Annotated in this window: 16 protein-coding genes and 2 pseudogenes; 6 read left to right on the forward strand and 12 right to left on the reverse strand. The window is 34.4% G+C overall.

The window, feature by feature from the left end; translation table 11 throughout:
- Positions 1 to 169 (forward strand): annotated as a pseudogene (locus J7E66_RS32055) (group II intron reverse transcriptase/maturase); the annotation flags it as partial.
- 19 nt (positions 170 to 188) lie between these two features.
- The gene (locus tag J7E66_RS24560; RefSeq protein WP_215004704.1) at positions 189 to 446 is read left to right on the forward strand and encodes a YrvL family regulatory protein; all 258 of its coding nucleotides are present in this window, start codon (positions 189 to 191) and stop codon (positions 444 to 446) included.
- Positions 447 to 901: 455 nt separating this feature from the next.
- Here J7E66_RS24560 and J7E66_RS24565 read toward each other — a convergent pair whose 3' ends face one another.
- Positions 902 to 1,513 (reverse strand): hypothetical protein, encoded by a 612-nt coding sequence (locus J7E66_RS24565; RefSeq protein ID WP_215004707.1) that lies wholly within the window; start codon positions 1,511 to 1,513, stop codon positions 902 to 904.
- Between the two features lie 358 nt (positions 1,514 to 1,871).
- On the opposite strand from J7E66_RS24565, the gene J7E66_RS24570 reads away from it, so the two are divergent.
- On the forward strand, positions 1,872 to 2,654 hold the full coding sequence (locus tag J7E66_RS24570; RefSeq protein WP_215004710.1) for a sulfotransferase family 2 domain-containing protein: 783 nt from the start codon (positions 1,872 to 1,874) through the stop codon (positions 2,652 to 2,654).
- Between the two features lie 528 nt (positions 2,655 to 3,182).
- Here the strand turns inward: J7E66_RS24570 and dltD are convergent.
- Genes dltD through J7E66_RS32425 form a run of 5 tightly spaced genes read right to left on the reverse strand, consistent with a single transcriptional unit; the run spans position 3,183 to position 7,440 of the window.
- A complete protein-coding gene (gene dltD, locus J7E66_RS24575) occupies positions 3,183 to 4,361 on the reverse strand; it encodes a D-alanyl-lipoteichoic acid biosynthesis protein DltD (RefSeq protein WP_215004713.1) in 1,179 nt (392 codons plus the stop codon).
- A complete protein-coding gene (gene dltC, locus J7E66_RS24580) occupies positions 4,361 to 4,594 on the reverse strand; it encodes a D-alanine--poly(phosphoribitol) ligase subunit DltC (protein ID WP_035445672.1) in 234 nt (77 codons plus the stop codon). Before dltC ends, dltD begins: the two co-directional genes overlap by 1 nt.
- Positions 4,595 to 4,611: 17 nt before the next feature.
- A complete protein-coding gene (dltB, locus tag J7E66_RS24585) occupies positions 4,612 to 5,760 on the reverse strand; it encodes a D-alanyl-lipoteichoic acid biosynthesis protein DltB (RefSeq protein ID WP_215004716.1) in 1,149 nt (382 codons plus the stop codon).
- Positions 5,757 to 7,277, reverse strand: coding sequence for a D-alanine--poly(phosphoribitol) ligase subunit DltA (gene dltA / locus J7E66_RS24590; RefSeq protein ID WP_215004719.1), 1,521 nt, complete (start codon positions 7,275 to 7,277; stop codon positions 5,757 to 5,759). The genes dltB and dltA overlap by 4 nt, the downstream gene beginning before the upstream one ends.
- A 10-nt stretch (positions 7,278 to 7,287) precedes the next feature.
- Complete coding sequence (locus J7E66_RS32425; RefSeq protein ID WP_081416022.1) at positions 7,288 to 7,440, reverse strand: teichoic acid D-Ala incorporation-associated protein DltX; 153 nt, start codon at positions 7,438 to 7,440, stop codon at positions 7,288 to 7,290.
- Positions 7,441 to 7,623: 183 nt separating this feature from the next.
- Here J7E66_RS32425 and tatA point away from each other — a divergent pair, with 183 nt between their 5' ends.
- Both tatA and J7E66_RS24605 read left to right on the forward strand, forming a co-directional pair.
- Entirely contained in the window at positions 7,624 to 7,812 is a 189-nt protein-coding gene (tatA, locus tag J7E66_RS24600) for a twin-arginine translocase TatA/TatE family subunit (protein WP_166262971.1), read from the forward strand.
- 1,134 nt (positions 7,813 to 8,946) lie between these two features.
- Complete coding sequence (locus J7E66_RS24605) at positions 8,947 to 9,732, forward strand: nucleotidyltransferase domain-containing protein (protein ID WP_215004722.1); 786 nt, start codon at positions 8,947 to 8,949, stop codon at positions 9,730 to 9,732.
- Positions 9,733 to 9,994: 262 nt separating this feature from the next.
- Here J7E66_RS24605 and J7E66_RS24610 read toward each other — a convergent pair whose 3' ends face one another.
- The 4 genes and pseudogenes from J7E66_RS24610 to J7E66_RS32430 all read right to left on the reverse strand — a co-directional run bounded on the left by J7E66_RS24610 (position 9,995) and on the right by J7E66_RS32430 (position 12,029).
- Positions 9,995 to 10,327, reverse strand: a complete 333-nt coding sequence (locus J7E66_RS24610; RefSeq protein WP_215004725.1) for a hypothetical protein — start codon at positions 10,325 to 10,327, stop codon at positions 9,995 to 9,997.
- Between the two features lie 14 nt (positions 10,328 to 10,341).
- Positions 10,342 to 11,346 (reverse strand): annotated as a pseudogene (locus J7E66_RS24615) (IS110 family transposase); the annotation flags it as partial.
- A gap of 223 nt (positions 11,347 to 11,569) precedes the next feature.
- Positions 11,570 to 11,806, reverse strand: a complete 237-nt coding sequence (locus tag J7E66_RS33115) for a hypothetical protein (RefSeq protein WP_483861501.1) — start codon at positions 11,804 to 11,806, stop codon at positions 11,570 to 11,572.
- 118 nt (positions 11,807 to 11,924) lie between these two features.
- Complete coding sequence (locus J7E66_RS32430; protein ID WP_215004727.1) at positions 11,925 to 12,029, reverse strand: spore germination protein; 105 nt, start codon at positions 12,027 to 12,029, stop codon at positions 11,925 to 11,927.
- A 510-nt stretch (positions 12,030 to 12,539) separates the two neighbouring features.
- On the opposite strand from J7E66_RS32430, the gene J7E66_RS24630 reads away from it, so the two are divergent.
- Positions 12,540 to 14,036 (forward strand): RNA-guided endonuclease InsQ/TnpB family protein, encoded by a 1,497-nt coding sequence (locus tag J7E66_RS24630; protein ID WP_215004730.1) that lies wholly within the window; start codon positions 12,540 to 12,542, stop codon positions 14,034 to 14,036.
- A 175-nt stretch (positions 14,037 to 14,211) separates the two neighbouring features.
- Here the strand turns inward: J7E66_RS24630 and J7E66_RS24635 are convergent, their stop codons facing one another.
- Both J7E66_RS24635 and J7E66_RS24640 read right to left on the reverse strand, forming a co-directional pair.
- On the reverse strand, positions 14,212 to 15,171 hold the full coding sequence (locus J7E66_RS24635) for a DUF3231 family protein (protein ID WP_215004733.1): 960 nt from the start codon (positions 15,169 to 15,171) through the stop codon (positions 14,212 to 14,214).
- Between the two features lie 196 nt (positions 15,172 to 15,367).
- Positions 15,368 to 15,811: a hypothetical protein gene (locus J7E66_RS24640; protein WP_215004736.1), complete on the reverse strand. Its 444-nt coding sequence runs from the start codon at positions 15,809 to 15,811 to the stop codon at positions 15,368 to 15,370.
- Positions 15,812 to 16,394: the final 583 nt, after the last annotated feature.

A 16,394-nucleotide genomic window follows, 5' to 3' on the forward strand; every position in this document is an offset into this window, starting at 1 on the left:
TGACAAAGTGCAACATGACAAATTAATGTCAATCGTTTCTAAGACTATCACTGACAAACCAACATTAAAACTAATTCGTCGGTACCTACAAGCGGGGATCATGAAAAATGGGGTTGTGTCTGTAAATAAAGAAGGTACTCCGCAAGGAGGTCCACTTAGTCCCATACTCCCTTATAGGATTTGTGTTGTTGTTGCTTCTTTTTGGCGGTGTAGTGGATTTATTTTCTATAACTTTAATCACGCTGTCATCCCGATATGTATCAGGTAAATATAAGTTATTTATCATACGGATCGTTATGGATTGCACATTTACTTGGTTTGCATTGCATATGGTAGATGAATATATGAATAGCATTGTCATTCCATTGAAAACAGAAATCATTGCCGTTCTATTATTATTCTTTATAGAAATTGCCTTTGATAAGAGTGAAAAAACTAAAAGGTAATTTTTACTTAATTGGATTCTTCTTTAACTAATAGGTGATTGTTTCACACAAAATCGGGGCTGTTTCCGCAGTCCTTTTTTTCTTTCGCTATTCAACTAAAGGGGCAGGTTACTCGAAGAAGGAATAATGACATTATATAACAAATAAATAGATACTAATTAACAAAAACTTGATGGAGAAACAGGCGAAATCCATGATAAGGGTGGCAAGGAAATGAAATTCCAAGGCCATGCTGTCTTGACCTCATTCCTTTGGGGAAATTAAGATATCGCCGCTAAATTTGAAGCCATCATTCGTCGAGATGAAGTCAAGCTTCCAGAAGGTTAAGGGAATGACGAAGAAGCCTATGGCAACCATAAGTCTAGCGGCAAAATAAAAGGTCGGTTAACACTAACCGGCCTTATATGTACATATTAAATTAGGGTTTAGGTTTTTGGATTTTGTTAGCGGAATGTTTACTTAATTATTGTGAAAGATGAACCTGTGGATACATTACCACCGGAATAATCAAAACTATCAGTCCCCTTACCATCGACGGTTCCGGAAACCGAGACATTATAGTAATCTTTGAAAGTACCCTTAGAAAGTTTGATGAACTCGTCGAAATCAATCTGGACATTTTTCTCAGTGAATTTTGAGGTAGAATAACTCTTTTGATTGAAAGCCCAGGTAAGATTGATAGACTTAGTACCAGCAGGAGTTTCAACGCCAGTGCAATTTCCTTCTTCATCGCAAGTAAAATCAACTTTATTTACTTCTACTGTCTGATTCACTTTGGCAGTACCTTTGTTAATGTCAAAAACCACTTTAGTTGCTGGAACTACAGCGCTACCAAAATAGTATTCGTCTTTTTCATAATCGTAGGTTTGGTAATATAGGATGTAAGAATCCTTACCTTCAAAGTTAGTACTAAGGTCTACATTGGTATCGACAGTACCTTCTGACCCATAGAACGAAGCACCTTGATAGGAGCCTTTGTATACAGGGGAATTGCTTTGCGCCATTGCTGGCAGGGCCATAGTCAAAAGGAACACAACCGTCAGAATCAATACTTTTACTTTTCTCATTACGAACCTCCAATTTTTGGAAACCTAAACCGCTGTCCTAATTGTACAATATGGAAGAAAAAATGTACTTAAGTAAAGTTCGACAATTTTCACACTTTAAAGAAATTGATAGGGAAGTGTATTGGGATTCGATTGGAAATTAATAAGCTAATTTATATATTCAAATAAAGGCTGTGTTTGCTCCAGGAGGAATTACGGCCTTTTTTGTTGAAATCCTTCTTGAACTAACGTGGCAGGTTAGTTAAAGAAGGAGTCCCAGGTATCGTTATTCATACGTTAAAATCTATATTATAGGTTGAAATCCAAACAAACAAAGCCAACTATGCATTTAATGATAAAAAATATAGAGGTGAAAAAAATGTCAGGTTTTGAAAAAAAACATGAAATCATCACAAAATTAATAACTAACAACTTGCCACTTTATAAAAAAGAATTTCCGTTAATATTTTTTTGGAGTCCAAAAGGTGGATGTACTTCGCTTATTAAGTGGTTCTACTTCCAAGTAGGGTTACTTCATGAAGCGATTGATTATAACCCTTGGATCCACTTTTACAGAATGGAAGTATTTGAAAAGCAAGTAGACTATAAAGCTGAATTAGCGAAGGAACTTTTGAATAATAAAAAAAGTGTCTATAAACTTGTTCGAAATCCTTATAATAGAGCTGTTAGTTCATTTTTTGCAACATTAGGGAATGAAGCTATATTGAAACAGGTTTTTCCAGAAGGTATTCCGAACGGCTTATCCTTTAAACAATTCTTATATCGGGTAAAAAAAATAGGTGTAAAAAAAGAATCAATTAATATTCATATTGCTCAACAATATATTGAAGGGGAAGAAATATTTATTCAAAAATATTTACAATTAGAATATTTCGTAACTAAAATTAAGGATATAGAAAAACAATATAACTTATTAGATTCCCCTATTCAAAATATCATTAAATCTCCGCATCATGTGGCACCAAGATTAATTGTCAAGACTAATCAGTCATTTTCAGAGGTAAAATTGTCTGTGAAAGAATTACGTGGATACGTACCAGAATACCAGTTTTTTTATGATGAGGAGACAAAAGCTTTAGTTAGGGAGCTATTTAAAAAGGATTTTGAAAAGTATGGTTATAATCAACATGACTTAACTTAACTCGACATCTAGGTATAAGGTGATAAATAATCTTCATTACAACATATCTCTTGTTCAACTATCGGGTGCTTTAATTGATGAAGGAATAGAGGTGAAATAGTGCCAACGCCAATTATATTACTCTTATTACTAATATCAATTTTAGTTTTTAAAGGCGCACAAAACGGAAGTGTGAAATTTACTGTTAAGAAGTTTATATTAGGTTTAATTATAACTATCATATTCATTAACGTGATAATGTTTTTCATCTAATAAAATACTATGTGAACTAATGTACTTAAAGTAACGGGTGCGTTAGTAAAACAATCTAAATTCTCAATGAAGCCAAAGTATGCATTATTTTATTCACTCAAATGCATATTTTGGCTTCTTTATTATGCAGTAGGTTTTTTATTAATTGGTAAATCTCTTGGCGTACATTGGTAAAAAAGATGGCAAGGGTGGTAAAATCTTGTGAACGTAATCAATAATGCCTAGAAAACGAAAAAGAAGTCTACCTCTTAATAGGGATTAGACTTCTTTTTCGTATTATTTTTGTTTTTCAAATTGTAGAATACCTTTGTCAACAGATACCCATCCTTTATACCCCAGATGGATCGTATCTTTAAAGAAATATTTATCGTACTCATGACCGGATAAATCTAAAATAGGAAATCCGTTCTTTTCAATTTGTTTTTTAACCTTCACATAATAATCCGTGCGTCCTTTGGTTGGAAAACTGGTATAATCTGACCAGTAACCATTGACTGGAACGGAAACAAATAAAGGTTTTGCATGGGCTTCTTTTAGTACATCGAGGACCAGTTGCAGATCTTGATATTGTCTAGATTTTGCATAACTTGCTCCCTTTTTATACCCTTGAAGTTTATCCAATTTAGGTTGTAACATGGCTTTATAATACAAATCATTCACATAGAACGGATTGGATGTTGTTTTTTTTGCAGCCATATGGGTGGCAGCGTCTTCAAGCTCAGCCCATGATTTATTCTGTGTGAGGGCTGGTTTTGGATGAAGTTTTTTCAAATGGACATCTAGTAAAGAAAGGATTAAATCTCTTCGTTCCAACAAATGTAAAAAACCATAAGCAAAGGGCTTGATGACCATGGCTTTGGTTTGGTGCCATTTATCATGATATACATTCGCCTCCAAAAGAGAAGAAAGCATCCAATCACTTTTGACTACATTAAAGGCTAAAAGGCGCTTTGAACCTTCTGTCACTAATGGATGATTCACTTTTGGGTTTAACGCAAATTGGTATCCTTGTAAAACAGAAAAGTTGGGTGCAAAGTGGGATTCATCCGAGCCTTTAGGCACAAACCATTGTGGTGATAAGACGAAAACTATCCTTTTGCCTTTTAACTTATCTGCATGAGCTGAAAAGTTTAAAAAGTGAATGAGTGCCTCAGTCCCCCCGGTTCCGACTAAAAACGGCGTGAAGCCCTGTGGATTCACATGAAAATAGTTTGACGGATGAAAAGGGTCTAATCGAGCCAATTCAGAAGAACCATAAATAGGCAAATAGGCAGGATTTTCTAACATCTTTTGTTGAACTAAATAGCCTTGAAACATATTGCGGTCTAATCCTGCTGCATCTCGCTCCACCAACTTCTCATTAATCAAAGGCAGTAACCATTGGGCTGGAAAAAACAAAAGAATGGAAAATAAGATGACTGCCACAATTAAGGGTTTAAAGGAGGAGCGGACCATTACCGATTCTCCAATTGACCAATAATTGCATTCGGAGTATTCCATTCTTCTCTGACGAAATCAGAAATCCCCACTGTGATCTCTAAACGTTCTTCAATTTCAACAAGCAATGAAACCGTTCCGAACGAATCCAATAGACCTTCCTTAAATAAATCGATATTTAAATTTTCTCTTACAATATCCGAATCACAAATCTCTTCTAAAATATCCAACACTGTCTCTTTTACTGACATGATAATTCCTCCTAATATTAAAATAATCGACCGGAAAAGATTAAAAATCCAAAGCAAATGAAGTGGAAGGTGATGACGATCGAGATTGCATGTGTCCATTTATTCTTTTTCCAGAATGAGTATTTTTTGTTTTTTCGTGCAAACCAATCAAAACTGATGATTAAAAGAGCATGATATAACCCATACACAATATAGTGAAGTTCCAGACCGTGCCATACCCCCATTAATAAAAAGAGAAGCAGGTAACCAAGATAGGAAATGGTGAAACGGTTTTTGATCCACTTTTTCTTTTGCATTATGAAGGCAAATCGCATGTACACATAATCCCGGAACCAAAATGAAAGTGACATGTGCCAACGGTTCCAAAAGTCTTTAATATTTCTGCTCAAAAAAGGAAGATTAAAGTTTTCAGGCGTTTTAACCCCCATAATATAGCTGAAACCGATGGCAAAGTTGCTGTATCCAGCAAAGTCAAAAAATAAATATAAACTGTACAGATACATATAACTAATATCGGATAGCAGCGTATGGTTTTGGATAAAAAGTGTTGAAATTAATTTACTATTGATGAGAAACCCGATAATAAATTTATATAAAAAGCCTAAAAAAATCTTATTAATTCCCTTATAAAGAAGCTCATGATACTCTTCTCTGGAAGGAACGGTGCCTATATCCTTTTTAAAACGTTTGTAACGGTCGATTGGACCGGAGGATATGGTTGGAAAAAACAATAAAAACGAAAGTTGTTCTTTTATGGTCAAAGATGTTAACGAACCATCTCGAATATCAATTACCATTTGGACATTTTTAAAGTTTAAATAAGAAATTCCTAAAAATCCAAACCAGTTATTCAATTCGAAGGCAGGCAAGATTTTTATTAACAATAAAGGGATGATGGAAAGAAAAATAGCAAGATAAAAAACAAGTGACGAATTTTGCTTTGATCGATACCGTATATAAACGGAAACAAGGATGATCTCCCAAATGACATAGGCAATAAAGGAATACGCTTGATGAAGGTCAGCTGCGAATGCCATAAAGAGCACGACAAACGTAACGAGAGCGTTATACCAACCTAACCTTTTTTTCCGGTATCCCGCTGCTACGACAGGGATAAGCAAGATGCCAACAATCATAAAATAAAGTAAAGTTGCATAGGGCGTCATACAGTAACCTCATGTAAAACTCTTTTTCGGTCTACCTTGCCGTTATTCGTCATGGGAAGAGCTGGGCGATAAACAAACTTTCTCGGTACCATGTATTGCGGTAATAGAGCACGCAATTCTTTTTTTAACTGACTGGTAAGTTGAAATTCCTTTTCGAATTTATGTGGAGCTGGGATGATCACCGCTGTTAAAAATTCGCATTTCCCGTCTTTGTAATTAGGTACAATCATAACGTTTTGTACTAACGGCAGGGAAGAAAGCTGTGCCTCAATCTCTTCAAGCTCCATTCTGTATCCATTCACTTTCACTTGGAAATCCATTCTTCCTGCGTAAAATAACAATCCATCTTTTTTATAGCCAAGGTCTCCTGTTTTATAAGCAGGCTGCCCATTGAGGACGAAAAATGATTTACGAGTCAAACCTGGTTGATTCAAATACCCTTTGCTCACATGAGGTCCGGTTATAACAATTTGACCTTTTTCCCCATCTGGTTGTTCATCAAGTGATTCTGACAGAATATAAACTTCGCCATCTTTTTTTGAAATGCCAATTGGCAATGATTCGTACTTTTCAATCAAGGAATCATCCACATTGATACTTGTTGCTGCTACTGTACATTCAGTAGGACCATACGTATTGAATACAGTGGCATTTGGGAACCTCTTTCTCAATTTTAAAGCCGTTGCACTTGGTAATGCTTCTCCGCAAAATAAAAATGTTGTTAATTCAGGGAGTAGAGATGCTGAAAACTGTTCATCCGATAAGCAATAGTCCACAAAGGATGGAGTAGACGTCCAAATATTCGCGGAGGACTTTTCAAGCGATAAAAATAATTCTTTAGGCGCTGCCACATACTCTTTGGGCAGCATCCAAAGGGTTCCTCCTAAGAATAAACTAGGGAACAGATCCATCACTGACAAATCAAACGAAAAAGGTGCTTGGTTTAAAAAGACTTGATGGTTTGCTAAACCGAAGTCATTCGTCATCCAGTGAGTAAAACTCATTAAATTGTTGTAAGAAATTTGGACACCTTTTGGATTTCCTGTGCTCCCTGACGTATAGATGATATAAAAGTTTTCATCATTGAGAACATATGACTCGGAAGAAACGGTTTTTCCTTGATTCTTTACGAGTGCATCTCGTAAACGATCTCCATTCAAAGGATGGGATAGATGTTCCAAACCTACTTGAGGCAGATCAATAGGTGATAACATCATTTTAGCTCCAGAATCTTCTATAATTTTTGCAATTCTTTCATCTGGAATAGATGTATCAACCGGAATATACGGATGACCTGATTTAACGCATGCTAAAAAACAAACAAGCATTAATGGTTCCATGTGACCATAAACCACAATAGGAGTAGAATCATCCAGCAAAAGATTGTTTAAAAAATAAGCTAAAGACTCGGACATATTATAAAGCTGCCTATATGTAAGGCTCTCATTTCCGCATGAAAAAACGGTCTTTTCAGGATATAATTCAGACCATTTTTGTAGTTGTGAATAAAAATTCATGGTGTCACCTCTAAAATTCGTTATAAATAAAAGTACCGGAATTTTTAAATCCATAAATTGTTAGTAAGCCTAACAGAATTAAAAAATAAAATAACAATCTCATCATCCACCTTGTGGTAGGATGACAGAATAAAGATTTTACATAATGAAAAAATGAATTCATAAATGCCTCCTAACTGGGAAGTAAAGCACTTGATGATTTTACTATGAAATCCTATTTGATTTAGGATTTTAATCAAAATTTAATCCTTGGCTTTTGACAGATTAGTGGAATTTAGAATAAAGGGAGCAGGAAATGTATGAGGAATTTAATATTTTTGAAAAGGAACGGGGATTTTTGTAAAATATTGAGATTCCAGGATTAATATTAATCTTAGTACTTGTACTAATCGTTTTTGGACCTAAAAAACTTCCGGAACTTGGTCGTGCTGTCGGCCAATCATTGAGGGAATTTAAAAATTCAACTAAAGGTTTAATAGAAGATGATAAAGAACTGATTGAAGAAATAGTAAAATCCACGGATAGTAAGTTGTAACAAAGAGGATGGTACCAAATGCGGTTCCATACTCTAATTTATTATGTTGAATGCTTTAAATGGATGGGTGAAAAAGTCTCGTCTTGACAGTTGATTATGCCCACAACGATTGTCAGAGAGTTAAATATGAAAAGAGATTGAGGCATGGCAACCCCAATCTCTTTTTTCTTCATTACGCCAAACCATCTTTAGATATAGATATCTAATTAGTGAGGCAAAAAATAGCTCACATCGTAATGTGGCATAATGCGCATGAAATTCCTTTAACTATTGATTGTTGATATCAAATTCCTTTGCAATACTTAAATGGAATGGAATAAACCTAATTTAATGAATATCTAATTAGGTTTAATAATCAATGGGTAATATCTTTTAACACTAAATTTTAAGGGGCGAATTGATGATAGGATCAAGCTGTTATTTCGATGGCTTTTTTGTTCAATAAGTTTAAAAAAAAACAACTGTAAAAAAACTGGTATGTTAAAATTTAGAAAAATAAACGGAATACTAGAAGCAGCGGTTTATGGTGATAAATATGGGAATTTAAGGTGGTAAATAACGAGGAAAAATGTTTTCGCATGGATTATGTATATAGTAGGTTTAGTAGGTTTAGTAGGTTTAGTAGGTTTAGTAGGTTTCATCATTACATTGTTCATCATATTTATGAAAATCGATAATTCATTTACTTTTATATTTGTAATTGGATATGTGATTTTTCTGATTATTCTCCTTTTTTATTTTGTCATCGGATCTATTAGAAATGTAAGGAACATAAATTCAGTTGATATACGAAAAAGGGTATATACTTTCCTGCTTAGTGTTGTCCTACTTAGTGGTTTTTCTTTTCTTTTTTTCTATTTAAAAAAGCCCTCAGAAATAAATGTTAATAGGCTTATATATACGCCTTTAGCAATATCACTCGGTTCAGCTTTTGCGGATTTACCATTTTTAGAAAGAAATAATCGGATACGCTTATACAATACGTAGAGACGCTTGTTTAGGTTTGGAAAGCAATATGAAGAAAAAATTAATGATTGCGATACTATTAATCATGCTTACATTCATTATATACAGACCTTTGCGAAGGCACTTTAAAAACATATTTTCACGATTAGAAACTAGGGGGGAATACAATTGATAGAAACAATTATTAAAACGTTGAAAAACATCGAAATAGACTATAACGTTAAAATCCTTTATGCGTGTGAATCCGGCAGCAGAGCTTGGGAGTTTCCATCTAAAGATAGTGATTATGATGTTCGGTTTATTTATGTACATAACCAAGATGATTACCTAACGATTGACCAAATAGGGGTAGGGAAAAAACGGGATGTCATTGAACTTCCCATCAATAACCTACTTGATGTTACCGGGTGGGAATTGACCAAAGCTTTAAAGCTTTTTAGGAAATCCAATCCGCCTCTAATGGAATGGCTTCATTCAGGAATTGTCTACTATCAAGCGTTTTCCACCATTGATCAAATGAAGGAGCTTAGTAAAACTATTTTTGCCCCACATTCCTGTCTTCATCACTATTTGAATATGGCCAGTAATAACTTCCGAGAATATTTACAAGGTGATGACGTGAAGATAAAAAAATATTTTTATGTACTACGACCGGTATTGGCTGCAAAGTGGATAGAACAGTTCAATAAATTTCCTCCATTAGAATTCTCCACATTGTTGGAAAAATTAGTACCAGATGGGGAATTAAAGCAAGAAATTCACATCCTTTTAAAAAGAAAAATGCATGGGGAAGAACTGGATCTGGAGCCTCGAATCAAGGTCATCAGCCAGTTTTTAAATGAGGAAATCACTCGTCTTCGTGAATTCACAAACACCTTAAATATTTCCATACCAGACTTTACACCGATGCTGGATAAATTATTCAGAGATACGCTTGAAGAGGTTTGGAACTAATTTCATCTTTGGAAAATTGGCTGCCCGTCTAGACGGCTTTTTACAAAGAAATGGTTTATCAAGTATTCTTAATTAGTGCGTTCTTGACCATATGTAACGTTATATTAAATGATCTCACCAATTCGGACTATGTATTTGTGTAAAAAAGTAGATGTCTCAATAGAAAGGGTTAGACCTCACCAGGTCGCTAATTTCTTCCTAATAAGCGACTAAAATGGAGTGTGAAACATGAGGTCCAACCCTTTTGAGACATCCTCTTTCCTTATTCTTTTATTCCGATCACACGAATCCTTTTATAATTTATAATCCAGCTGCCATCTTTATATAGAATGTCTTTAAGCTTGTTTTCAACTTGTGATATGATACGTACTTTTGAGTCATCAAGAATCCCTTCAAACATACTGCTGCCAATCATATCAATCCAGTTTCTAATTGCCCGGTCTCCGTCCAATGGAGTTGGCCGATCAAAGCGGTGGGCAAAGGTCACTCTAAAGCCCACTTGTTCCATTAAAGATGAATATTCAGCAATACTGGGAAAAAACCAAGGGAAATGATCCATTTTAAAAGGGAAACCTTCTGTCTCAATTTGATTCATGATTTCCTTGGTTCCTAAGCTATATCTTGGAAAGTTGTTCTGCTTTTTAGTAAGGCATAAATCCAATGTAAGAGTTTGTTTACACAAGCAATAATGGCTACTCTAAAGGGTTTTCCTTCATCTCGTTTCTTGTCATAATACTCTCGTAATCTTTTATTGCGTGGAATAATCTCATCAGTCGTTTTCTTTTTACGGGAATCATTAAACCGATCTATCTCTCCGATTTCAGAAATAATCGTTGCAGCGATTTTTTCTCCGACTCCAGGGATAGATTGAAGGATTTCATATTCTTCAATTTCACTAGCGAGGGCATCTATTTCATCCGCGATATTGGATAGATGCTCTTGGTATTGAAGAACAATCTTAACCAAGATTTCAAGGTTAAAAATATGACTATCGTAGAGATTGTTTTGAAAAGGATCACGAAGGGCTGCTTCTCTTAACTTCTGTGCCTTTTCCTTTGCCCATGACTCCGAACGACTCATACATAATGAAGCTATTTTATCCGTTAACTCTTTTTCACTCACACTTAATACAGCCTTAGAAGTAGGGAATTCTAGTAAAGTAAGTAATGATACTTTCGAATATAGGCTTCCAAATACACCTCGATACTCAGGAAAAACCTGATCAATTAAAGAATGAAGCTATATCTTTGTTTTAGCTGATATTTCCGCAATACTCTCTTGTTGTCTTGTCAGATTACGAAGGTTTAATAGTTGAACTCCACGCTTCTTGTAAGGCTCTAGTTCCTCTTTATAAAACAGTTCACAAAGGTGATAAGCATCAATTGCATCAGTTTTTACCTTTCGAAGGCTTGTGCCCTTGGCTCTATGAGAGATAAGTGGATTGACGAGAATATAAACATAATTTTGTTTCTCTAGAAACTGAATAACGGGAATATGATAATGACCAGTTGATTCTAAAACAACCGAAGGTTGATGACCACAAGCAGCCTTTTCAACATCTTGAAGGAATTCTAATAAGCTTCCTAATCCTTTAAGATTGTGAGTAATACGGAATAAAATTATAAGAGCCTAAAATATGCAAGTTTTTATACACTACTTGTATATTTCGGCTCTTATAACATTCATAAAACATACTGCCATAAACAGCTTTCTTAATTGCCCAAAATAAGAGAATCATGTTCGTAGATGCTCCCTTTCAAATGACATTGGTTTTTATCTAACTTCCAGTTAAGTGTGTCACTTAAATGAGCAAAAACTGTGTCATTTATCTAGACGGTCACACTTGTCCAGCATCTTTATTTGGCCCAGCACTATGACCAATAATTTCCCTATTATAAAGATCGACAAATAAACATATGTAATGCCAACGATTTTCAACTCTTACGTATGTTAAAAGTAGACTTACAAATTTTGCGGGTAACCACCGCAACTTGACAAGGAGCCTCTGCGGGCATGCTTTTCCAGCCAGGAAACCAGATGGTAATGACATCTGGCTTACCGAACAGGCTAGCATACCCACCTCTCCTAGTAAAGTTGCTAGTACGGATCTCTTATGCTAGTAAGCAGTATGCCCTGGTTTGGCGGTTAGTCTACTTGACCTTAATTTTTTTGTTCAGTTAAGTGTAGCCGATTCAAGGCAATAATAATGCTATTAAAAGTGTAAAGAATCGTACAGCTCTTAATGTAACTCCTAACCAAAACCTCTCATAATAATCCTCAGATGCTTGCAAGAACATTTTCAAGTAGATGGCAAAGTCTTTTTAGAGTAACAGAATATTCCTGCTTTATTCTTGTTAGGAAATAAGATGATACAAAAACCGTATAATAAGTACGACAATATATCCTCAATTTTATCTGAAAAAAAACTGATGCTGTGGGAAACACATTTTCTAATACTGTGATATCGACATCATCGTTTCCGTGAGGATAATTTTTGACAACTTTTCAAGCAAGGATTCGTATAATATTTGTTTCGTCAAGAATATTTTCACAATAGATAAAAATAATTTGCTTCCCTTTAATATTTCGAGGGTTTAAAATTCTATATCCTCACAATTTGTAAGTTTATCGTGGAAAAATTTATCAAAAAGCAGCGTAAAACCCCTAGCTTTAGATATGGGGATATAAGCTGTTTTTTTTGTTCGATTTTTTAGGATAATGCATTAATTTTACTATACAATCTATGATATTCTTTGGTATAATGGAATTACAAATAGAACGCTTGTTCCTAAAAAGGGGTAAACGAAATGTATCGATCCTATAAAATACAAATTCAGCCCGGACATGAATTGTTCGACTACTGTGACTCACTCTGTTTTAAAGCGAAAAACTTGTACAATATCACCAACTACTATATTAGACAGGTTTACACAGCTTTAAAAAAAGAAACTAGAAATGAAAATCAGCTTCAACTTCTAACAGATATCCAAGTCCATTTACCTCAAATGAATAAAATTCGTCTAAAAAGTTTTGAGAGAGCCAAATCTAAGTCTCAAAAAGTCGATAATAATGGTCATGTTTTTGAGACAAAACCAAAGCTATTTGAAATGCCCCATCCAGAGAAAGCATTCCTTCCCTATACCTTTGTAGAAGCACTGTTTAAAGTGATGAAACAAACCGATTACCTTTCTATGCCCTCACAGTCCAATCAACAAACAATAAAAAAGGTATATGATGATTGGAAAAGTTTCTTCGAAGCCTCTAAGAAATATAAAATTAATCCTACTAACTTTTCCGGAAAGCCAAAGATTCCAAAATACAAACCGAAAAATGGACGCACGACCTGTTATTTAACCAATCAAATTACCAAAATTAAAAATGGAAATATGCTTTCATTACCAGGAACTCCTCTTACATTAAAACTGGGAAAAATCGTACATACAGATGGGAAACTACAACAAGTACGAATTGTCCCGTCCTATGGGCGGTATGTAATGGAAGTTGTTTTTAAAAGTGAACAGGAAAAGGAGATCAAACGATCTGAAAAACAATTAAATGAGTGGGTATTTGAGCCGAAACGAGTAATGGGTATTGATTTAGGCGTAGATAACCTGGCAACTATCATCGATAACACGGGGCTAAAGCCTCTGCTTATCAAGGGCAAATGGTTAAAATCAATCAATCAATACTATAACAAATTAAGAGCCAAATACATGAGTATCCTTCGAAATGGAAAAGGACCAAAGGAAGGGAAGTTTCACAGCACAAGATTAACTTCATTAGACCGAAAAAGGAACAATCGAGTCATGGATTTTTTACATAAGGCCAGTGCAAAAGTGGTGGAGATTGCTCAAGAAAGAACCATTGATACAATCATCATAGGTAAAAATGAAGGTTGGAAGATGGAGGTTGATATGCATAAGACTACAAAACAAACCTTCATACAAATCCCATATGCCACTTTCATAGGAATGATTCGATACAAAGCAGAACGACATGGAATTCAAGTCATTGTCCGAGAAGAAAGCTATACCACTAAATCTAGTTTCTTGAATCATGACCCGATTCCAACTTACGGGGAAGAGCACCAAACTAATTTTAGCGGGTATAGAAGCAGTCGAGCTTTTTACAAAATCAAGGGTTCTAAGATTTTGATCCATGCCGATGTGAATGGAGCTTTTAATATTGTCCGTAAACATACCAAGGATGTCTTCGAAGAACTGGAGCGAAAACAATTCCTCCAATCCCCAAGAAAAATAATCATCATAAAAAAAAGAAAAGCAAAGCTGAAGACCTCGGTCTGATGTAATAGCGGGACTTGTGGTAGCCCTCGTAAAGACAATGCGGCTTTAAAGCCTATTCTTTCGAAACCCCTAGCTTCAGCTATGGGGATACTCATAATTTTGCTCTATAGAATCGGTTAATTTTTCCATGAAATTCCTCCTTCTTTATTATTTACACTATTGGTTCAGTTTATAATTATTTAATTGACCTACTAGTTAATGGTGGTTCATTAAACCAACCTTTTTTAACCAATAGTTTAAACCCTTTTTCTGAAAAACTTTGGACCTGTTCCATTAATTCACTTAGTATTTTGACATGATTCTTCTTATAACTAGATACAGCAGCGTTTTGTAAATTTATTATTCCAATAGGATTTAAAAACATTATTAGGTTCGTCATTAACTTATCTGAAAATGGAGATTCATGGACCCTATGAACGAAGCTCTCTAGTCCAGTTGTAGTACTAACTCCGTTTTCCCTGAAAATATCCGATAAAGTAGCAGCTTGATGAAATGCCAATTTCTTGCCATCATTAAATAATTGCTTTGACTCTTCATCTTTTACAACATCAGCAAAAGCAGCGCATAGAGCAACACCAACATTATTGCATTGAAGTGCACTGTACATATGTCCCAATTCTACCGCATTAAGTGGTCTCAATTGTGTAGATAAAACCTTAAACAGTTTACTCTCTCTTTCATGTGCTTTCATGTATAAAAATGGACTGTTTTGTAACAAGTTCTTTTCTTTTAATAAAACTAAGAGAGATTCATCAATTTGAATAATCTTAGTGAGGACTTCACTAAAGAATTTCTTTACATTCATATCCGCTAGTTCTGAATATTGAGAAGCGAGGACCCGCATCCCATTTCCGGTAATATGCTTAAGAATTTCAATGATTAATTGATCAGTAAAAAGCTTTACTGAGGAGTTATATAAATCAACTTCACTGAAAAATGGCGTTTCATTATAACCGCTGTCATTTAATATCTTTGTAGCCTCTTTTTCTTGAAATGTAGATAATGAATTGATTTCATCTAGAACACTTCTCAAATCTTTATCCTCAGCAGTGTCAATAAGATTCTTTAAAATAATATTAACCATATTCGAACTTGATTGTAGATACCAAAGAAAGCCGAACTCATTTACGTTCATACAAAAGGCTCCTTCATTATTTATTTTCTCTTATTAGAATGACAAAAATATTGGTAATTATTCAGGGTATATTTCTAATTAATACATTTAGTCTCAATCTCAAACTTTATTAATTATTGTAATTTATATAATTTAATTAGAGTTTCTGTTAAAAGAATACTAATTAAATTCACTGGCTCTCAGGTTTCTCAATAGCTTATTTAATGATTTTCATTAGTAAATGGCCTATCCAAATTCCTGGTATCACGCACAAAATTGGTAACCATATTGGGCCAAATAAAAATCCGAATATCTTGAAAGTTGATGAATATATACACCCCACTGTTACAAAGAAAGCACAAAAAACGAATGGTAAATAAGAATATTTTCTATTTCCTCCACCAGCATCTTTATAAGCATCCCACATAGCAAAAAAGTATAAACAAGGGTAAAACATTAGCCATAAGTAATCAGTTTGAGCAATGGCTTTTTCGATTTCTCCATGAAAACTAGAAATTATAACAACATTAAAATTTGCATTTACATTTATAAGGAATTCTAAAAATACAAAAACAATACCTTTTATTAGTTTGCCATTTAAAAATTGACCAAAGCCAGGAAGAGCAATACTCCATAGTAATACTTCTTTTGAGTTAGTCACCTAATTCAAACTCCTTACCAAGTTTCTTATAGTGTGATTATGTCAATTGTAAAAAAGGCAATCGCACTAATCATTATTCATTAAAAACTTAATTAGTTTTTTATTTTGGAAATAAAATTTAACATTACACCAACGTAACTTTAGAATGTCCTGCTTAACATAAAAAATGTGATGAAAAGTACAGTGATGGCATTTCATTTCTAAATATTAATAAACAGAGATATCCAATAAAAAGACGTGCTTCTATCAACTGTTTTTCCTCATTATAGATGAAGTTCTTGTCTCCATCGCTAGTGAGGATACCGTTCTGGTCATCCGTTTATGCCTAACACAATACCTGACTAATTTAGGAGTATTTGATATTGATAAAACTATTTTAAAAGGATTGCATTTTTACACCCTTAATGGAAATCAGGTATATAACTGGCCAATAGTTTAAGGAGTGAACCCACGTTCTATTTGTTCGTAGACCTTCGTAGATTTAAATGAATATAACGAATTGGAGGAGAATATATGCGAGCAATTGAGTACACAAAATACGGACCCCCCGACGTTCTTCAAGAGGGCACTGAAAAAGTCCCTT

The organism is Bacillus sp. ISL-7, from assembly GCF_018613065.1.

Coding starts and splice junctions, on each gene's coding strand:
- J7E66_RS24565 (WP_215004707.1), bottom strand. CDS start 1,513: ATGAGAAAAGTAAAAGTATTGATTCTGACGGTTGTGTTCCTTTTGACT.
- J7E66_RS24570 (WP_215004710.1), top strand. CDS start 1,872: ATGTCAGGTTTTGAAAAAAAACATGAAATCATCACAAAATTAATAACT.
- dltD (WP_215004713.1), bottom strand. CDS start 4,361: ATGGTCCGCTCCTCCTTTAAACCCTTAATTGTGGCAGTCATCTTATTT.
- dltC (WP_035445672.1), bottom strand. CDS start 4,594: ATGTCAGTAAAAGAGACAGTGTTGGATATTTTAGAAGAGATTTGTGAT.
- dltB (WP_215004716.1), bottom strand. CDS start 5,760: ATGACGCCCTATGCAACTTTACTTTATTTTATGATTGTTGGCATCTTG.
- dltA (WP_215004719.1), bottom strand. CDS start 7,277: ATGAATTTTTATTCACAACTACAAAAATGGTCTGAATTATATCCTGAA.
- J7E66_RS32425 (WP_081416022.1), bottom strand. CDS start 7,440: ATGAATTCATTTTTTCATTATGTAAAATCTTTATTCTGTCATCCTACC.
- J7E66_RS24610 (WP_215004725.1), bottom strand. CDS start 10,327: ATGAATCAAATTGAGACAGAAGGTTTCCCTTTTAAAATGGATCATTTC.
- J7E66_RS33115 (WP_483861501.1), bottom strand. CDS start 11,806: ATGCTAGCCTGTTCGGTAAGCCAGATGTCATTACCATCTGGTTTCCTG.
- J7E66_RS32430 (WP_215004727.1), bottom strand. CDS start 12,029: ATGTTCTTGCAAGCATCTGAGGATTATTATGAGAGGTTTTGGTTAGGA.
- J7E66_RS24630 (WP_215004730.1), top strand. CDS start 12,540: ATGTATCGATCCTATAAAATACAAATTCAGCCCGGACATGAATTGTTC.
- J7E66_RS24635 (WP_215004733.1), bottom strand. CDS start 15,171: ATGAACGTAAATGAGTTCGGCTTTCTTTGGTATCTACAATCAAGTTCG.